The organism is Aliivibrio sp. S10_S31 (genome assembly GCF_014694495.1).
GTDB classification, from domain to species: Bacteria; Pseudomonadota; Gammaproteobacteria; order Enterobacterales; family Vibrionaceae; genus Aliivibrio; species Aliivibrio fischeri.
Window position 1 is genome coordinate 97,733 of the sequence record NZ_JAAUWR010000001.1, and the last position, 15,255, is coordinate 112,987.

Annotated in this window: 15 protein-coding genes; 5 read left to right on the forward strand and 10 right to left on the reverse strand. The window is 38.4% G+C overall.

Going from position 1 to position 15,255, the window contains the following annotated elements:
• The first annotated feature begins 237 nt into the window (after window positions 1-237).
• Window positions 238-852, forward strand: a complete 615-nt coding sequence (locus tag HC728_RS00470; protein ID WP_065621163.1) for a fumarylacetoacetate hydrolase family protein — start codon at window positions 238-240, stop codon at window positions 850-852.
• A 20-nt stretch (window positions 853-872) separates the two neighbouring features.
• Here the strand turns inward: HC728_RS00470 and HC728_RS00475 are convergent, their stop codons facing one another.
• The 3 genes from HC728_RS00475 to HC728_RS00485 form a co-directional block, all read right to left on the reverse strand.
• Window positions 873-1,193, reverse strand: coding sequence for an AzlD domain-containing protein (locus tag HC728_RS00475; protein WP_065621161.1), 321 nt, complete (start codon window positions 1,191-1,193; stop codon window positions 873-875).
• Window positions 1,190-1,903 (reverse strand): AzlC family ABC transporter permease, encoded by a 714-nt coding sequence (locus tag HC728_RS00480; RefSeq protein WP_065621159.1) that lies wholly within the window; start codon window positions 1,901-1,903, stop codon window positions 1,190-1,192. The genes HC728_RS00475 and HC728_RS00480 overlap by 4 nt, the downstream gene beginning before the upstream one ends.
• A 72-nt stretch (window positions 1,904-1,975) precedes the next feature.
• Window positions 1,976-2,809: an AraC family transcriptional regulator gene (locus HC728_RS00485; protein ID WP_175349822.1), complete on the reverse strand. Its 834-nt coding sequence runs from the start codon at window positions 2,807-2,809 to the stop codon at window positions 1,976-1,978.
• A 222-nt stretch (window positions 2,810-3,031) separates the two neighbouring features.
• On the opposite strand from HC728_RS00485, the gene HC728_RS00490 reads away from it, so the two are divergent.
• Window positions 3,032-3,667, forward strand: coding sequence for a LysE family translocator (locus HC728_RS00490; protein WP_065621156.1), 636 nt, complete (start codon window positions 3,032-3,034; stop codon window positions 3,665-3,667).
• Window positions 3,668-3,712: 45 nt separating this feature from the next.
• On the opposite strand, the gene HC728_RS00495 is transcribed toward HC728_RS00490, so the two are convergent.
• The gene (locus HC728_RS00495) at window positions 3,713-5,422 is read right to left on the reverse strand and encodes a phospho-sugar mutase (RefSeq protein WP_017018217.1); all 1,710 of its coding nucleotides are present in this window, start codon (window positions 5,420-5,422) and stop codon (window positions 3,713-3,715) included.
• Between the two features lie 247 nt (window positions 5,423-5,669).
• On the opposite strand from HC728_RS00495, the gene HC728_RS00500 reads away from it, so the two are divergent.
• Window positions 5,670-6,665, forward strand: a complete 996-nt coding sequence (locus HC728_RS00500; RefSeq protein ID WP_190394985.1) for a 2-hydroxyacid dehydrogenase — start codon at window positions 5,670-5,672, stop codon at window positions 6,663-6,665.
• Window positions 6,666-6,723: 58 nt separating this feature from the next.
• On the opposite strand, the gene HC728_RS00505 is transcribed toward HC728_RS00500, so the two are convergent.
• The 4 genes from HC728_RS00505 to topA all read right to left on the reverse strand — a co-directional run bounded on the left by HC728_RS00505 (window position 6,724) and on the right by topA (window position 12,766).
• Entirely contained in the window at window positions 6,724-7,197 is a 474-nt protein-coding gene (locus tag HC728_RS00505) for a response regulator (protein ID WP_017018218.1), read from the reverse strand.
• The gene (locus HC728_RS00510; protein ID WP_011261686.1) at window positions 7,184-8,524 is read right to left on the reverse strand and encodes an ATP-binding protein; all 1,341 of its coding nucleotides are present in this window, start codon (window positions 8,522-8,524) and stop codon (window positions 7,184-7,186) included. Before HC728_RS00510 ends, HC728_RS00505 begins: the two co-directional genes overlap by 14 nt.
• A 3-nt stretch (window positions 8,525-8,527) precedes the next feature.
• On the reverse strand, window positions 8,528-9,946 hold the full coding sequence (locus tag HC728_RS00515) for a DASS family sodium-coupled anion symporter (protein ID WP_047863453.1): 1,419 nt from the start codon (window positions 9,944-9,946) through the stop codon (window positions 8,528-8,530).
• Window positions 9,947-10,135: 189 nt separating this feature from the next.
• Window positions 10,136-12,766, reverse strand: a complete 2,631-nt coding sequence (topA, locus tag HC728_RS00520) for a type I DNA topoisomerase (RefSeq protein ID WP_005418793.1) — start codon at window positions 12,764-12,766, stop codon at window positions 10,136-10,138.
• 434 nt (window positions 12,767-13,200) lie between these two features.
• Between topA and HC728_RS00525 the strand changes: the two genes are divergently transcribed.
• Window positions 13,201-13,446, forward strand: coding sequence for a YciN family protein (locus HC728_RS00525; RefSeq protein WP_005418790.1), 246 nt, complete (start codon window positions 13,201-13,203; stop codon window positions 13,444-13,446).
• A 149-nt stretch (window positions 13,447-13,595) separates the two neighbouring features.
• Here HC728_RS00525 and HC728_RS00530 read toward each other — a convergent pair whose 3' ends face one another.
• Window positions 13,596-14,564, reverse strand: a complete 969-nt coding sequence (locus HC728_RS00530) for a tyrosine-type recombinase/integrase (protein ID WP_065595456.1) — start codon at window positions 14,562-14,564, stop codon at window positions 13,596-13,598.
• 42 nt (window positions 14,565-14,606) lie between these two features.
• A complete protein-coding gene (locus tag HC728_RS00535) occupies window positions 14,607-14,903 on the reverse strand; it encodes a helix-turn-helix transcriptional regulator (RefSeq protein WP_146861641.1) in 297 nt (98 codons plus the stop codon).
• Between the two features lie 100 nt (window positions 14,904-15,003).
• On the opposite strand from HC728_RS00535, the gene HC728_RS00540 reads away from it, so the two are divergent.
• The gene (locus HC728_RS00540) at window positions 15,004-15,255 is read left to right on the forward strand and encodes a hypothetical protein (protein WP_065595457.1); all 252 of its coding nucleotides are present in this window, start codon (window positions 15,004-15,006) and stop codon (window positions 15,253-15,255) included.

Sequence of the window (15,255 nt, forward strand, 5' to 3'; positions counted from 1 at the left end):
ACTGATCGGAATATAACAGGGAAATTTAATTTATTATCACTAATAAGACAACATAAAATAACGATTCGTGACTTTACTTCAGTTATTTTTATTATTTAAATGATAATGACCGTTGCATGACAGTATTTTCTAATTTTTAGCTAAATGTCGAATTTTTAATAAATACTGATAAAATTAAACGTAATTGAAATAATTTCACGATACAATTTCGAATTATTTTTGTGCTAAGGAAAAGCAATGAATACCATTCGTTTTGGAGAACAGCTGATCACCCCAACTAAGTTGCTGTGTATCGGTCGTAATTATATTGATCATATTAATGAACTTAATAATTCGATTCCCGATCAAATGGTGGTATTTAATAAACCTAATTCATGCATTACCTCAACGTTATCTTCATTTCATCAAGAGCGTTTGCATTATGAAGCTGAGATTTGTTTCCTAATTAAAGATGAACAATTAAATGCAGTGGCCATTGGGCTCGATTTAACCAAACGTGACTTACAAGCTGAACTGAAAAGTAAAGGATTACCTTGGGAGCGAGCAAAAGCATTTAATGGTTCTGCTATCTTCAGCCGTTTTATACCTATTGATAACCTTAATATCGATGCACTCCAAATCGAATTATTTATTAATAGTATGCGAGTTCAATGTGGCAACGTAAGCCAAATGATTTATTCTCCTGAAACGATTTTAAATGATTTAAAAAGTTATACCCAATTATGTGATGGTGATGTCGTTATGACAGGCACCCCACAAGGTGTTGGCGAAATACATATGGGGGATATCTTTCTTGCTCGATTAAAATTAGATGGTAAGACACTGATTGAAGCTGAGTGGGTTGCAAGATAATAGCCTCCCACTTTTTAACCCTATGCTGAAAATACCCATAAGTTAAGCACTAAGAATACGATCATGCTGATAATCGTTGTCAGTAATACATTCTTTGTTTTCCATGCAATAAATGCTGCAATTAATGCCGCCCACAAATATGGGTTCGACCCAGAAAGCGATAATTCATTGTCAGGCATAAATACAATCGGAGCCCAAATCGCGGTTAAAACTGCAGGGCTTGAATAACTTAATAATCTCTGAGTTTGAGCGTTTAATCTAAGAGGTAATTTGGGTTCTAAAAACAAGTAACGACTTAAAAACACCAATGCCGTCATTGCCAAAATTGATATAAAAATCATCCTCTTTTCCCTCTTAATGTCTCTGTTAAATACCCTGCAACCATACCGCCAATACTCGCTATCATTAAACTGCCTCCAACTGAAAAATACGTCAGTGTGACAGATAAGAGTAAAGCACTAATAACTGATACCAATACTGGGCTATTTTTAATAGTAGGTACAACAATGGCAATAAAAGTCGCCGCTACCGCAAACTCTAGCCCGAACTCATTCAATGAGGGAATATAACTACCCGCAACAATTCCGGCTAAGGTTGCTGCATTCCAAAAGAAATAAAAACTGAATCCTGCACCTAATGCGTACCAACGATTAAATTGTTTCTTTGATTGGTGTCCACATACAGCAAACAATTCATCGGTTAATAAAAAACCAAGAGTTAAGCGCCAACGAAGCGGTAAAGGACTAATTTTATCTCTCATCGATACACTATATAAAAAATGACGCGAGGTAATAAAAAACGTAGTCAGTAGCATAGTCGCTAATCCTGCGCCTGTTTTAATCATCCCCATTGCGACTAACTGTGCTGAACCTGCAAATAAAATCGCAGAAAGTGCCTGACCTTCAAAAGGAGTAAGACCAACATCAACCGCAAATGAACCTGCTAATAATCCCCATGGTAATACTGCAATACACAATGGGATCATAGCTAATGTCCCTTGCCAAAAAAGACGAGAATTGGAACAAGGCTGTATGTCGGTATTTATATTCATAACCTACTCTTTATTAAATCAATTCAGCCTATATTAGAGCTGCATTCCTTTACTTAAGATTGTACAAACTTGCTAAAATAATTTGAGGTATTGTCCAGGGGTTATACCCATCGCTTTTTTAAAATGGCGATGCAAATGACTTTGATCGTGAAAGCCTGCTTCCTGTGCCGTATCAGATAAGCTATGCCCTTGTTTAAGAAGCTTTCTGGCCATTCGCAAGCGAGATTGAATTTGATAACTATGGGGAGGAAGACCAAACGCTTTTTGAAATGATCTAACTAGATGATAAGGACTCAATTCACTTAAGCGTGATAAATCATCTAATGACACGTCAGCTTGAGGAAAATCGTCTAAAAACTCTTTCACTAAATAAAGAGACCTTTGAGCTTTAGATATTGCAGTCTCAATGTAGCGTGTACAGCTATGTTTACACATAAGTTTAACCAAAACACCATAGACTAAGGTTTCCCTTAATAAACGGTTATCTGACTGCTCTAACATGGTAAATACTAATCTAAGTTGGTTCGCTAGCTCTGGATCATAAACTACTGGTTCTGCAAAATATGGGGCACCAAACTGCCCACGGCTTAGCTCTTTACTAATGTTTTCTAATTGTTCAGGCAGTGGATACATCGCTTTATATCCCCAACCACCATCCGTTGCAGAATGCCCACTGTGTATATCATCAGCATTAACTAAGATAATACTGTCTTGCGGTGCTGTGTGATTCCCCCCAGTGCGATAAAAATTTTGCGCACCACGTTCAATCACTCCAATCGTATATCCTTCATGACTGTGACGTGAGAAAGTCTGCTTTTCATAATCAGCATTTAATATTTCAAGCCCCCCAAGCTCTTCTGCTACTTGGTAGTGCGCTATTTCCTTTTTTACTTTCTCATTAGCCATCATTCATCATAAACACATTTATCCTATTTACTAATAGTATATAGTAAGCCCTCTCATTTCTTTTGTACAAAATTGCGCATTGTTATTTTTCAATCCTATTAACAATAACATCTATATTTTTTAATATGTCGCCTTTATATCACCAGACGACTTTTTAATCATGGATCTTACCTCTTCACTACTATAAAATCCGCCCTCTTATTTATAATTCAAAATAAAATAATGATTGATATTACTATTCTTCCAGTTTATTTGACTGCTGTTATTGCCCTCTTATTACTTCCAGGTCCAGATATGCTACTTATTGCAAGTTCAAGCATGAGCTATGGACGAAAAGTAGGATTATTTGCAAGCTTAGGGAATGCAACGTCAGGTATTATTTTGACGCTATTAGCGGCTCTTGGTGTATCAGCTCTTATCGCAATGAGTCCTCTTGCATTAAAGGCATTACATCTTCTTGGTGGTATGTACTTACTAAAAATGGGATGGGATTGCATCCGAGCAGAAGCAGATAAAGCGCCTGAATTAACTGATGGTTCTAAAATGGCGACCACATTTTATCAACGAGCATTAGTAAGTAATCTATTAAACCCAAAAGCACTTGTTTTCTTTGTAATGTTTTTACCTCAATTTGTTTCAACAAACATTACAGCAACGTCTGGAGAGCAGATGCTCGCTCTTGGCCTATTATTAAATGTGCTTGGTTTACTGTTTAATTTACTGCTTGTTGCATTGGTTGGAACTCTTGGTAAATCATTACTTAATAACGTTAAATTTAGAACGTACCAACATAAGTTTATGGGCGGAATATTCATCATTCTAGCCGTATGGATGTTAAGTTCTTTTGTAACCGCATAAAAAAACGGCGAGGTTCTATCCTCGCCGTTTTTATTTCATATCACGTTAAAATGTTAAGCTTTTTTGATGCTCAGCGATAAGATTATCCATCGCGGCTTGAGCTTGCACTTGTTTGTCAAAATAATCCTCATCTTCAGAAATATCTGCCACTACTTCGTAATAACACTTCAACTTAGGCTCTGTTCCTGATGGACGCACGATAATTCGAGCTCCATTCTCAAGATGATAAATAAGTACATCACTCGCAGGTAAATCGATCGATTCAGTTGCCCCATCAGGTAAGTAACGTAACGATGCTTTTAAATCTTCGACAACACCTATCTTCACACCTGCAATGTGTGTTGGTGGATTTGCACGCAAGTGTTCACCTATTGCTGGAGAGTCAGGCTTAAGAGCAATACTTCGTTGTGCATTAATATGAATGCCGTGCTGACGATAAATGCTTTCTAATTGATCCCATACACACTTACCTTGTGTTGCCAATTCCGCCGTTAATTGTGCAAAGGCAACTAAAGCAGATAAACCATCTTTATCCCAAACTTGACTACCAATGGTATAACCAAGCGCTTCTTCGTAAGCGAATAAAAATTGTTTTTCATTCGTCTCTTTTTGCATAGCGACATTCGTTAACCACTTAAAACCCGTTAATGTTTGGAAGTATTCAGCTCCCATCGACTCTGCAATTTTTTTAAGTAACGTTGATGAAACTATCGTATTGCCGACCAGTTTTCCGCTTGCTTCTGTATGCGTTAATAAATAATGTCCAAATAAAGTACCAACTTGGTCACCAGTTAGCATTTTATAACCACCATCAGGTTGTCTCGCAGCGAGTGCAAATCGGTCTGCATCAGGGTCATTGGCACAAGCAATATCAGCATTAACAGAAGCCGCTAATGCTTCCACCATGTCCATTGCGCCAGCTTCCTCAGGGTTTGGGAAGTTTACCGTTGGGAAATTACCATCAGGTTCTCTTTGCTCTGCCACACTAAATACATGGTTAAAACCAGCATCACGTAATAGCGTTTCGGCCATATCAGCCCCGACACCATGCATCGCGGTATAAGCGATAGTAATACTTGATGGATCGGTATGATTAGAAAGCAATTTATTGCTGTTCATCGTATTTCGATACGTTTGGTAGTAATCATCTTTTAACCAAACCAGCTGCCCTTTTTCTTCAGCTTCTGCTAACGACATCATTTCAATCGATTTTGTTGCAGCAATATCGATAACTTGTGCAATACCAGAATCGTGCGGCGGAATAATCTGCGCCCCATTTTCCCAGTACACTTTAAAGCCATTGTATTCTGGAGGGTTATGACTTGCTGTAACAACCACAGCACCAGCCGCATTGAAATGTTTAATACCAAAAGCAACGATCGGTGTTGCTGCCACTTTTGATGTTAAAAATACCTTAATACCAAGCGCGGTTAAAACACTCGCGGTATCATGTGCAAAATGCTTTGAATCATTTCTACCATCGTAGCCAATCACCACACCACGCTGCTTGGCATCTTTAACTTGCTCAATAAGGTAATGTCCCAACCCAGTTGCGGTTTCTTGAATGACTAAACGATTCATTCTATTTGGCCCAGCGCCGACTTTACCTCGTAGCCCAGCCGTACCAAATTGTAAACGTGAATGAAAACGCTCTTCTAGTTCTTGTGTATTATGACTATCAACCAAACACTGAAGCTCTTCACGAGTTTTAGGATCAGGATCTCGCATAAGCCACTCTGTTACTTTTTGCATCATAATATCAACCTCTTAAGCATTATCTTTCTATTGATTCTAAATGATAAACATTATCAATTACTAGAACGCAATCGCTAAACTCTCATAAAAACCAGTACTGAACAAATTATAGCGTTTATACGTATCTTTATATTAAGTTTAATTAAAAACCTTTTTTATCCCATTCTGTCTTGAGAATTCTTAACTCTAAATGGTAGAGTGGAAACAGTGAAATTAAATATAACCTGTTTATTTGTAAGGATATTATATGAAAATCGCAATGTTCAGCACCAAATCTTATGATGAAACATCTTTCAATAGTATCAATCAAAACTATCAGTTTGAATGTCAGTTTTTCAATTTTCAGTTAACTGAAAGCACAGCTCCTATTGCCAATGGAGCAGATGTTGTTTGTGCTTTTGTGAATGACGACTTATCTGCACCAGTATTAGAAATACTAGCAAAGCAAGGAACAAAACTTATCGCTATGCGATGTGCGGGGTTCGATCGTGTGGATCTTGAAGCTGCTAAAAAGTTAGGAATGGAAGTGGTTCGTGTTCCAGCCTATTCTCCAGAAGCCATTGCTGAGCATGCCGTTGGTATGATGATGTGTTTAAACCGTCGCTTCCACAAGGCGTATCAACGTACTCGTGATGCAAATTTTTCTCTTGAAGGCCTTACTGGATTTAACTTTTTCGGTAAAACAGTTGGAGTGATTGGCTCAGGTAAAATTGGCCTAGCAACCATGCGTATTCTAAAAGGATTGGGAATGAATATATTGTGCTTTGACCCATACCCAAGCCAAGTCGCCATTGATATGGGAGTGAAATACACAACTCTTGACGAAATATTTTCTCAATCAGATGTAATCACTTTGCACTGTCCATTAACACCTGAGAATACCCATCTTCTAGATACAGATTCATTTTTTAAAATGAAAGATGGGGTAATGATTATTAACACAAGCCGTGGTGGGTTACTTAATTCAGCCAGTGCAATTGAGGCATTAAAAGCAGGAAAAATTGGCTCACTTGGTTTGGATGTTTACGATCACGAAAAAGAGCTTTTCTTCCAAGACAAATCAAATGACATTATTAAAGATGATGTTTTCCGTCGCTTATCTGCTTGCCACAACGTACTGTTTACGGGACATCAAGCATTTCTAACTGAAGAAGCACTAGACAATATTGCGTCAACAACACTAGGAAATATTGATGCTTTCTTAAAAGACGAAACATCGGGTAATGAACTCATTTCCAATTAACTGACTTAAGCATCTCCTACTCACTGTAGTGAGATGCTTAAATTACTTACTCACCTAACTATCGTAATCTATCTAGTACGACTTGTTGATCTAAATGTTCTTGATAATCCGTATATTCCAATCCTTTATCAAAAATGTATTCAGTGATAAGCCTTGTAGCTAGTGCCAGCAATTCACTCGCATTCCACGGTTTTTCAATATAACTTTCAATACGTGCACGATTAATCGCGGTAATGGTATCTTGATGAGTCGCTTGGCCGGTTAGCAGTACTTTTTTGGTTCTCAAAAAACGATAGTCATGAGATACATCCGTTAATAACTCAACACCATTTTTACCCGGCATGACGTGATCAGAAATCACAAGAGCGATGTAACCACCTTCACTATCTAATTCATCTAATAGATCTAATGCTTCATCCGCAGATTCGCACTCTTCAATATTCACCCAGCTTTTAAGTGGTGCCAAATCTTGTAAAACGGCACTCAGAACTTCTCTTTGGTCGTCCACGCAAATCAGATTAAGTTTTTCCATGACTGTCCTCGACAGGTAGTTTAATTCTAAAAATGGTTTTCTCTTGGTTACTTTTCACCGCTATCGAACCACCATATCCACTGATAATTCGTTTAACTATAGCCAAACCAAGCCCTAAGCCAAACGAAAGCCCACCTTTTTTAGTGGTAAAGTTTGGTCTGAAAATTTTTCTTCTTGTCGCTTCATCAATCTCTGGGCCATTATTAGCAATCGTAACCAAAACAAATCGATTCGATACCCGAGTTGATATTTCAATTTCCGGCTCCTGTGTATGCTTCATAGCATCACTGGCATTCTTAATTATGTTTGCCCAAATTTGAACGAGTTCAGTAGCCGATGCTCTTACCATAGGCATTGCTGCAGGACTTAAATGAACCGACACTCGTCGTAAATCACTTTGCAATAACACAAGAGCTTTATTTATGCTGTCGTTAACGTCTAAGACTTCATCGGTATCAATATCAGTGCGTCCTAGTTGTTTCACTGAACGAACAATACCAACAGAGTGTCTTGCAGCAAGACGCATATCGTGAAGGTCTCGTCCTATATTCCAATACCGCACCGCTTGCTCTGGGCTTTTTAACCAATACTTTGAAAGCTCTCCTTCAGGAACCGCACGAGCGAGTTCTCTTGCTGTATCTCGTTCTATACCATAAGTCACTTCCAACTCACGTCCACGCTTTCTCACCTCCGCTGAACTGATGTTTTGTCCAAACATTAAACCTTGGTCAACAAAACTGCTCGCTTCCGGATGAATCTCTTCAAGTAGCTCTAAAATAATACTTTGAAGTCTTTCTGTTTTACTACTCAACACCCCAACAGCATTATTCAACTCATGAGCAATACCTGCGGCAAGTTGCCCTAACGTTGTCATTTGCTCTGCGGTATATAACTTTTGTAACGCTTTCTCTTTTTCTATAGATTCATGCATTGCTCGTCGCTGGCGACGTGAAAGCTCATTAACAATAATTGGAGTAAATTGCGCCGTTAAAGGACCATATCTATCCAAATCAATGGCCGTTGTTTTAGAGTCAATCCACCCTAATTCAGTTTCTGTTTTAGTAATGACCGTCGACGACGCAATTAAGGTTTCAGAGAAAAAGCTGTGAACGCCAATGAATGCCCCTTCTCCTGCACTGAATACTTTGACTTGCGCTTCGCTATTTTCTTCTTGATAAAACCCTTCAAGTTCACCAGAGCAGACATAATACAAACGATCATTATCTTCTCCTTGCTCAAGTAGTGTTTCACCTGCAGGAAGCGTCACCCGACGCTCAGGTTGAGAAAAATACGCTCCAATTAATCGCTGTAATTTTTCTTGATTCATAAACTATCCAATATGACCTACTGAATGAAGAACCCACACCATAACAAAACTTAATAAAACCCCAACAATCCCTAGAATAACGCCGGTTTTCGCCATTTGGCTGCTTTCTACATTTCCTGTTGCGTGTGCTAACGCATTAGGTGGCGTACTGATAGGCAAAGACATACCTAAAGATGCAGCAAAAGTTACAATTAAGATTAGCGTAAGTTCGCCACCCAGCGGAGTTAACGAGCTCATTGAAGTACCAAGAGCTGCCATAATTGGCATTAATAAGTTTGCTGTTGCAGTGTGCGACATAAAGTTTGCCATTAATAAACACAAGAACGCAGCACCAAATAACACAACATAAGGAGAATAAGAGTCAAAAGGAATACTATGAACAACCAGTTTAGCTAAACCCGTTTTATCTAATGCAAGCCCTAGAGCGATACCACCAGAAACTAGCCATAACACATCCCATGAGATCTTCTTAAGATCTTCTTTGTTTATGATCCCTGTAATAGAAAATATGGCTACAGGAATTAAAGCAACTGTATACGAATTCATACCATGGCTTGATCCCATCAACCATAATAAAATCGTCCCTGCAAACGTGATATAAACCGTAATGGCTTTCGGCGTTTTTAAGAATTTACCCTTAATATTTAAGTTCATGGATGTTTGTTTAGCAGGATACAAATAGTTAATTAAAAACCATGCTAACGCCATCATCACAATAACAAATGGCACACCAAAGACCATCCATTCACCAAACGTAATTAAATTATCACCTACTAAATATTTAAGTGCGATTGCATTAGGAGGAGTACCAATTGGTGTACCAATACCACCAATGTTTGCTGCAATAGGAATACACAAAGCAAAAGCAACACGTCCTGGATCTTTAGGACCAAATACAGCAATAACAGGCGTTAAGATAGATAGCATCATCGCCGTTGTCGCCGTATTTGACATGAACATTGAGAAAATACCAGTGATCAGCATTAAACCTAACATTACGAATTTAGGATCACTGCCAAACGGCTTTAATAATACACGCGCTAAGTTAACGTCTAAACGATATTTCGTTGCCGCCATTGCGAGAAAGAAGCCACCTAAAAACAGCATAATGATTGGGCTAGCAAACGTCGCCATGATATCGCTGTAATTCAACAACTCACCAAATTGAGGTGAATCTTGGTTCATCTTAAATAAGAAAAAACCTTTATTTGATACCATTAATAATTCTAAAACGATGATCACAACCGAAGTGGCATAAATTGGGATCGGTTCAAATACCCAACATAATGCTGCTAATAAAAATATAGCAATAACACGCTGTTGGATTATGGTCATGCCTTCAAATGGAAAAGCTGACAATGGCATCAATAAAATGATGAGAGGAATAATTGTTGGGATTAAATACTTCATGTATTGACGCATAACGTTTCCGACTTCCATAGAACAATAAATGTTGAATTACATCGATTATCTACTTTTACTGCTATTCGGTATAACGTGTTAGATCAAAGATTATTTTGAAATAATTAAAAATATGACTATTTGTGACAAATATTACGTAAAAAAAGAGCCGCATTTCTGCAGCTCTTTCATTTGATATTTTATTATTGATTATTTTTCAGCTTTTGGCTTCTTACGCTTATCGGTAATAGCCCACTTTCCATCAATATATAAACCAGTCCAACCTGTTGGTTTGCCATCCACTTCTGAACGAACATAGTTCTCTTTTGTTTTACGACTAAAACGAACTACCGCAGGTTTACCATCAGGGTCATGTGTTGGCGCTTCTGTTAAGTATAAGAACTTAGGCGACAAACGATCCTTAAATCGAACTAACTCTTCCACTAATGGTGCACGTGTTTCACGTGATTTAGGGAAAGTGCTCGCAGCTAAGAATAGACCTGACGCACCATCACGTAATACAAAATAAGCATCTGATTTTTCACATACTAATTCTGGTAGATGTACAGGATCTTCTTTTGGTGGAGCAACTTCACCATTCTTTAAGATCTTACGAGTGTTTTTACATGTTTCACTCGTACAGTCCATGTATTTGCCAAATCGACCGTTTTTCAGTTCCATATCAGAACCACACTTGTCACATTCAACAACAGGACCATCGTATCCTTTAAGCTGGAATTCACCCTTTTCAACCACATAACCTTCACAGTTCGGGTTATTACCACAAACATGAATCTTACGTTCTTGGTCAATTAGATAAGGATCCATCGCCGTTTCACACTTAGGACAACGTTTCTTCGCACGTAATGCTGCAGTTTCTACGTCTTCTTCAAGAACATTTACAATGCCCTCTTCACTTCCTAAGTTAATGGTTGTTTTACAACGCTCTTTTGGTGGTAATGCATAACCTGAACAACCAAGGAAAACACCTGTAGATGCAGTACGGATACCCATATTGCGACCACATGTTGGACATTTAATGTCTGTCTCAACGATGTTATTTGGTGACATACCGCCTTCAGATTCATCCAGCTCTGCTTTTGCAATATCTGCAGTAAAATCTTGGAAGAATGTATTAAGCACATCTTTCCAATCTTTTTCGCCTTCTGCAATTCTATCTAAATTGCCTTCCATACGAGCAGTAAAGTCGTAATCCATTAAATCATCAAATGATTGATTTAGACGATCCGTTACGATTTCACCCATTTTTTCAGCGTAAAAGCGACGGCTATCAATACGAACATAACCACGATCTTGAATCGTTGAGATAATCGATGCGTAAGTCGATGGACGACCAATGCCTTTTTTCTCAAGTTCTTTAACTAATGCCGCTTCTGTGAAACGAGCGGGTGGCTTAGTAAAGTGCTGCTTAGGATCCAGTTTTTCTAACTTTAGCTTATCGCCAAGTTGCACAGCAGGAAGCAGTTGATCTTCATTTTTACCCATTGGGCGCTGTACACGAGTCCAACCATCAAACTTCAGGATACGTCCTTTAGCTTTTAGTGTGAATTCGTCTGCTTTTACGCTCAATGTTGTTGAATCATATTGCGCAGGTGTCATTTGACAGGCTACGAATTGATTCCAAATTAAGTTGTACAGTTTATGCGCATCAGCTTCCATACCTTGTAGGTCGTCAGCTTTTACTTCTACGCTTGAAGGACGAATCGCTTCGTGGGCTTCTTGAGCACCTTCTTTGCTACCATAAACAATAGGAGCTGATGGTAAATAACTATCGCCATACTCAGAACCAATAAACTCACGTAACGCCTCTACAGCTTCTTTACTTAAGTTAGTTGAGTCAGTACGCATATAAGTGATGTAACCGCCCTCATAGAGGCGCTGAGCTAACATCATCGTCTTTTTAACACCGTAACCTAGACGTGTACTTGCCGCCTGTTGCAGTGTTGATGTAATAAATGGTGCAGATGGCTTACTTTTCGTTGGGCGATCTTCACGTTTACACACTTCGTATTCTGCATTTTGAAGAATGCTAACAGCCGCTTCTGTATCTGCTTGATTAAGCGGTTTGAATGCTGAACCGTTACGTTGTGCGACTTGCAGACGGAAGTTTTCTTTATCTGCTGTTAATGTGTCTGCGTGAATATCCCAAAATTCTTCAGGAATAAAGGCATTGATTTCACGCTCACGCTCTACCAATACTTTCACTGCTACCGATTGCACACGGCCAGCAGATAAACCACGAGCCACTTTCTTCCACAATAACGGAGATGCCATAAAGCCAACAACACGGTCTAAGAAACGACGAGCTTGTTGTGCATTTACGCCAGGCATACTTAGTTCACCTGGAGTTTCGAATGCCTGTTGAATCGCATTTTTCGTGATTTCGTTAAAAACCACACGTTTGAAGCGTGAATCATCACCACCGATGATCTCGCGAAGGTGCCACGCAATAGCTTCCCCTTCACGGTCCAAATCGGTTGCGAGATAAACGGTATCTGCGCTTTCTGCTAATTTTTGTAGTTCTGCTACTACTTTTTCTTTACCCGGAAGGATTTGGTAGTTAGCTGCCCAATCATTGTATGGGTCAATACCCATTTTATTAATTAGGTTCTTTTTATCTCTTTCTTTTTTAATTCGTGCTTTTTCTTCAACACTTAACCCTTTGGTCGACGCTGCTGCCTTTTTGCCAGTGCTTGTCGAACCCATAGGCAAATCACGTACGTGACCTACACTGGATTTTACGATGAAGTCTTTGCCAAGGTATTTATTGATGGTTTTCGCTTTGGCTGGTGACTCCACGATAACTAGAGATTTACCCATAATGTCTCACTAACGTCCTCGTGTTGAAATTTACTTAACTGCCGACTTTCGTTTAATCCACAGCTAAAATCTAATGTTTATCTATATATTACTATTGAGGGTGTATGGCATCACGTCAACCACTTTTTTTACAAACAGTGCTGAATGGTCGCGCTTTGGACAGTTGTTAATCAAATGTGATTATTCAACTAGCAAATCCATAACAGTGCGCATCTATTAGCATTTACTGAGTTTAAGCTCAAAAGCTTAGTTTAATATCTTGCACCTGCTCACAATAAAATGCCTTTTTGTGACTCTACTTATCTTTCAATGACTTTGGTAAGAAAAAGTGAATACAAGTAAACTATTATTTTGAATTGATATGCCACATTCGTTGTGATTTTCATTTTTTGAGCTTAGAATCCCTCTTTTATATAGCAAAAAATGAGTGACTTATGAGCGATAAAAAATCCATTTCTGAGGCTGATTTACTGTTAATTGCCAATCAAATCATTCAAGATCACGAAAACTACCTTGAAGGTATGCGTGCGACTAGCGTAGAAGAGAAAGATGAAGTTCTTGTGTTTAAAGGAGAATACTTCTTATCAGACCAAGGTCTTCCTACTGAAAAAACAACCGCTGTTTTCAATATGTTTAAATACCTTGCGCACCATTTATCAAAAGAGTTTACGGTTAAATAACTGCGACTTTTTTTGGTACAATGTAGACAATAAAAAAGGCTGAAATCTCAGCCTTTTTATTGCTTTAGCAATCAAGCAGTTACGTTTCAAATCAATCAGTTATCAATTAAAAACGTAACATGCTATTACATATTACAACACCTATTGGGTCATAATGTGGACAATGGGTTATATTCCACAGCTTCTGCCAAATAATCTGGAGCTAAATGAGCATATGTCATTGTTTGCAATACTGACGTGTGCCCCAAGATTTTCTTTAGAGTCAGAATATTCCCTCCATTCATAATAAAGTGACTTGCGAACGTATGCCTTAATACATGCGCAGCCTGCCCTTTTGGGAGTTCAAAATTAAGACTCTTTAATACTTGATAGAATTCTTTATAGCACGGCTTAAATAGCTTCCCACTCTTGCCAGTGAATATCTCACTAAAAAGAGCAGGACTTATTGGAACCGTTCTATTTTTCCCATTCTTAGTATTAAGGAATATAACTTTACCAGAGATTAAATTAGAGCTTTTAACATTTGCAGCTTCGCTCCACCTCGCACCTGTTGCTAAACTTAATTTGGCAACCTTTAATGAATCACCACTCAAAGAATTAAGTAAAAGTCTAACTTCATCAAGAGTAAGAAAGCCCATTTCTCTACAAGGTTCTTTCAGTTGCGCTAAACCTTTTAATGGATTTTCTCCGATTACTTCTCCTGATCTTATTAATACTTTAAATACACCACTTAATCTCCAGTGATTTCTATTAATAGTTGTTGCCTTTCTTCCTTTGCTTAGCATCGTTGCTCGATAATCTGAAAATAAACTCTTTGTAACCTGATAAGCTTTTGGTTGTCCGAGTTCTTTATCTAATTTAATAAGGTGCCTAAGTTCCTTCTCACCTGTTTTAAGTTGCTGCCCATGTTGTTGGTACCATAAATCAATTAAAACACTCAATGGTCTTTTATCTTTAGGCTTATCTAACCAATCTTTTTGATTCTTGGTGGAAATTAACCAACGCTCATATTGAACAGCTTCAGCTCTAGTTTTGAATCTCTTTCTATACCGTGTACCACTTCGCCCTTGTGGGCGACAATCGACCTCATAACCGTTAGGAATGGATTTAATAGACATTTAAATATCCTCCCCAACGATAAAAAGCAATAGCTAAAACTATTAGCCCTTCTTGAGTGTATCTTCTTCGCCAGCAGTTAAGCCGCACTTCTCTTGAGTTGAGAAAGCCGGGCAAATTTGTCCGGAATTAGGTTCGACACTACCAGTTAATAACCACATAGTGTATTTCCTAAATCTTTGATGAGCGCCTAACTTCATAAATAAATCTCCAGAAGGCTTACTTCTGCCAGCTACATATTCCTCAATTGTTCGTAAAGGAATATCCATTTCCGTAGCAAATTCTTTCTGGGTAAATCGTTCCTCTTTTATAACGGCCTTCAACCTTTTTTTAAAAACCATTTGAGATCCTCTGCATTTCGTGGTTTAATCCACGTGATTTCGTGGTATTGCTATCTGTTGCACCAGATAACGCGAGTAAAACTTTCAGAGGATACAGCAAATGGAAAAAAATAGTGAGCGTCCTGTAGTGATCATTCAGCCAGATATGGCACCAATCACATTAAGAGAATACGCACAACGACACGGAATGACGCTTGAAGCGGTTCGAGCTCAGGTTCATCGCGGTTCAATACCAAGTCTTCAGATAGGTAAGGGATCAACTATTTATATCAATCAAGCTCAAATGATCATGAGCTCGTTAGAAGCCGCTGGTTGGGATGTAAAAATACCGAAAGATGTATACGTAGCTTAA

What these genes read in the sequence shown, in the direction of transcription:
- HC728_RS00470 (WP_065621163.1), top strand. Translation starts at nt 238, where the DNA reads ATGAATACCATTCGTTTTGGAGAACAGCTGATCACCCCAACTAAGTTG.
- HC728_RS00475 (WP_065621161.1), bottom strand. Translation starts at nt 1,193, where the DNA reads ATGATTTTTATATCAATTTTGGCAATGACGGCATTGGTGTTTTTAAGT.
- HC728_RS00480 (WP_065621159.1), bottom strand. Translation starts at nt 1,903, where the DNA reads ATGAATATAAATACCGACATACAGCCTTGTTCCAATTCTCGTCTTTTT.
- HC728_RS00485 (WP_175349822.1), bottom strand. Translation starts at nt 2,809, where the DNA reads ATGGCTAATGAGAAAGTAAAAAAGGAAATAGCGCACTACCAAGTAGCA.
- HC728_RS00490 (WP_065621156.1), top strand. Translation starts at nt 3,032, where the DNA reads ATGATTGATATTACTATTCTTCCAGTTTATTTGACTGCTGTTATTGCC.
- HC728_RS00495 (WP_017018217.1), bottom strand. Translation starts at nt 5,422, where the DNA reads ATGATGCAAAAAGTAACAGAGTGGCTTATGCGAGATCCTGATCCTAAA.
- HC728_RS00500 (WP_190394985.1), top strand. Translation starts at nt 5,670, where the DNA reads ATGAAAATCGCAATGTTCAGCACCAAATCTTATGATGAAACATCTTTC.
- HC728_RS00505 (WP_017018218.1), bottom strand. Translation starts at nt 7,197, where the DNA reads ATGGAAAAACTTAATCTGATTTGCGTGGACGACCAAAGAGAAGTTCTG.
- HC728_RS00510 (WP_011261686.1), bottom strand. Translation starts at nt 8,524, where the DNA reads ATGAATCAAGAAAAATTACAGCGATTAATTGGAGCGTATTTTTCTCAA.
- HC728_RS00515 (WP_047863453.1), bottom strand. Translation starts at nt 9,946, where the DNA reads ATGCGTCAATACATGAAGTATTTAATCCCAACAATTATTCCTCTCATC.
- topA (WP_005418793.1), bottom strand. Translation starts at nt 12,766, where the DNA reads ATGGGTAAATCTCTAGTTATCGTGGAGTCACCAGCCAAAGCGAAAACC.
- HC728_RS00525 (WP_005418790.1), top strand. Translation starts at nt 13,201, where the DNA reads ATGAGCGATAAAAAATCCATTTCTGAGGCTGATTTACTGTTAATTGCC.
- HC728_RS00530 (WP_065595456.1), bottom strand. Translation starts at nt 14,564, where the DNA reads ATGTCTATTAAATCCATTCCTAACGGTTATGAGGTCGATTGTCGCCCA.
- HC728_RS00535 (WP_146861641.1), bottom strand. Translation starts at nt 14,903, where the DNA reads ATGGTTTTTAAAAAAAGGTTGAAGGCCGTTATAAAAGAGGAACGATTT.
- HC728_RS00540 (WP_065595457.1), top strand. Translation starts at nt 15,004, where the DNA reads ATGGAAAAAAATAGTGAGCGTCCTGTAGTGATCATTCAGCCAGATATG.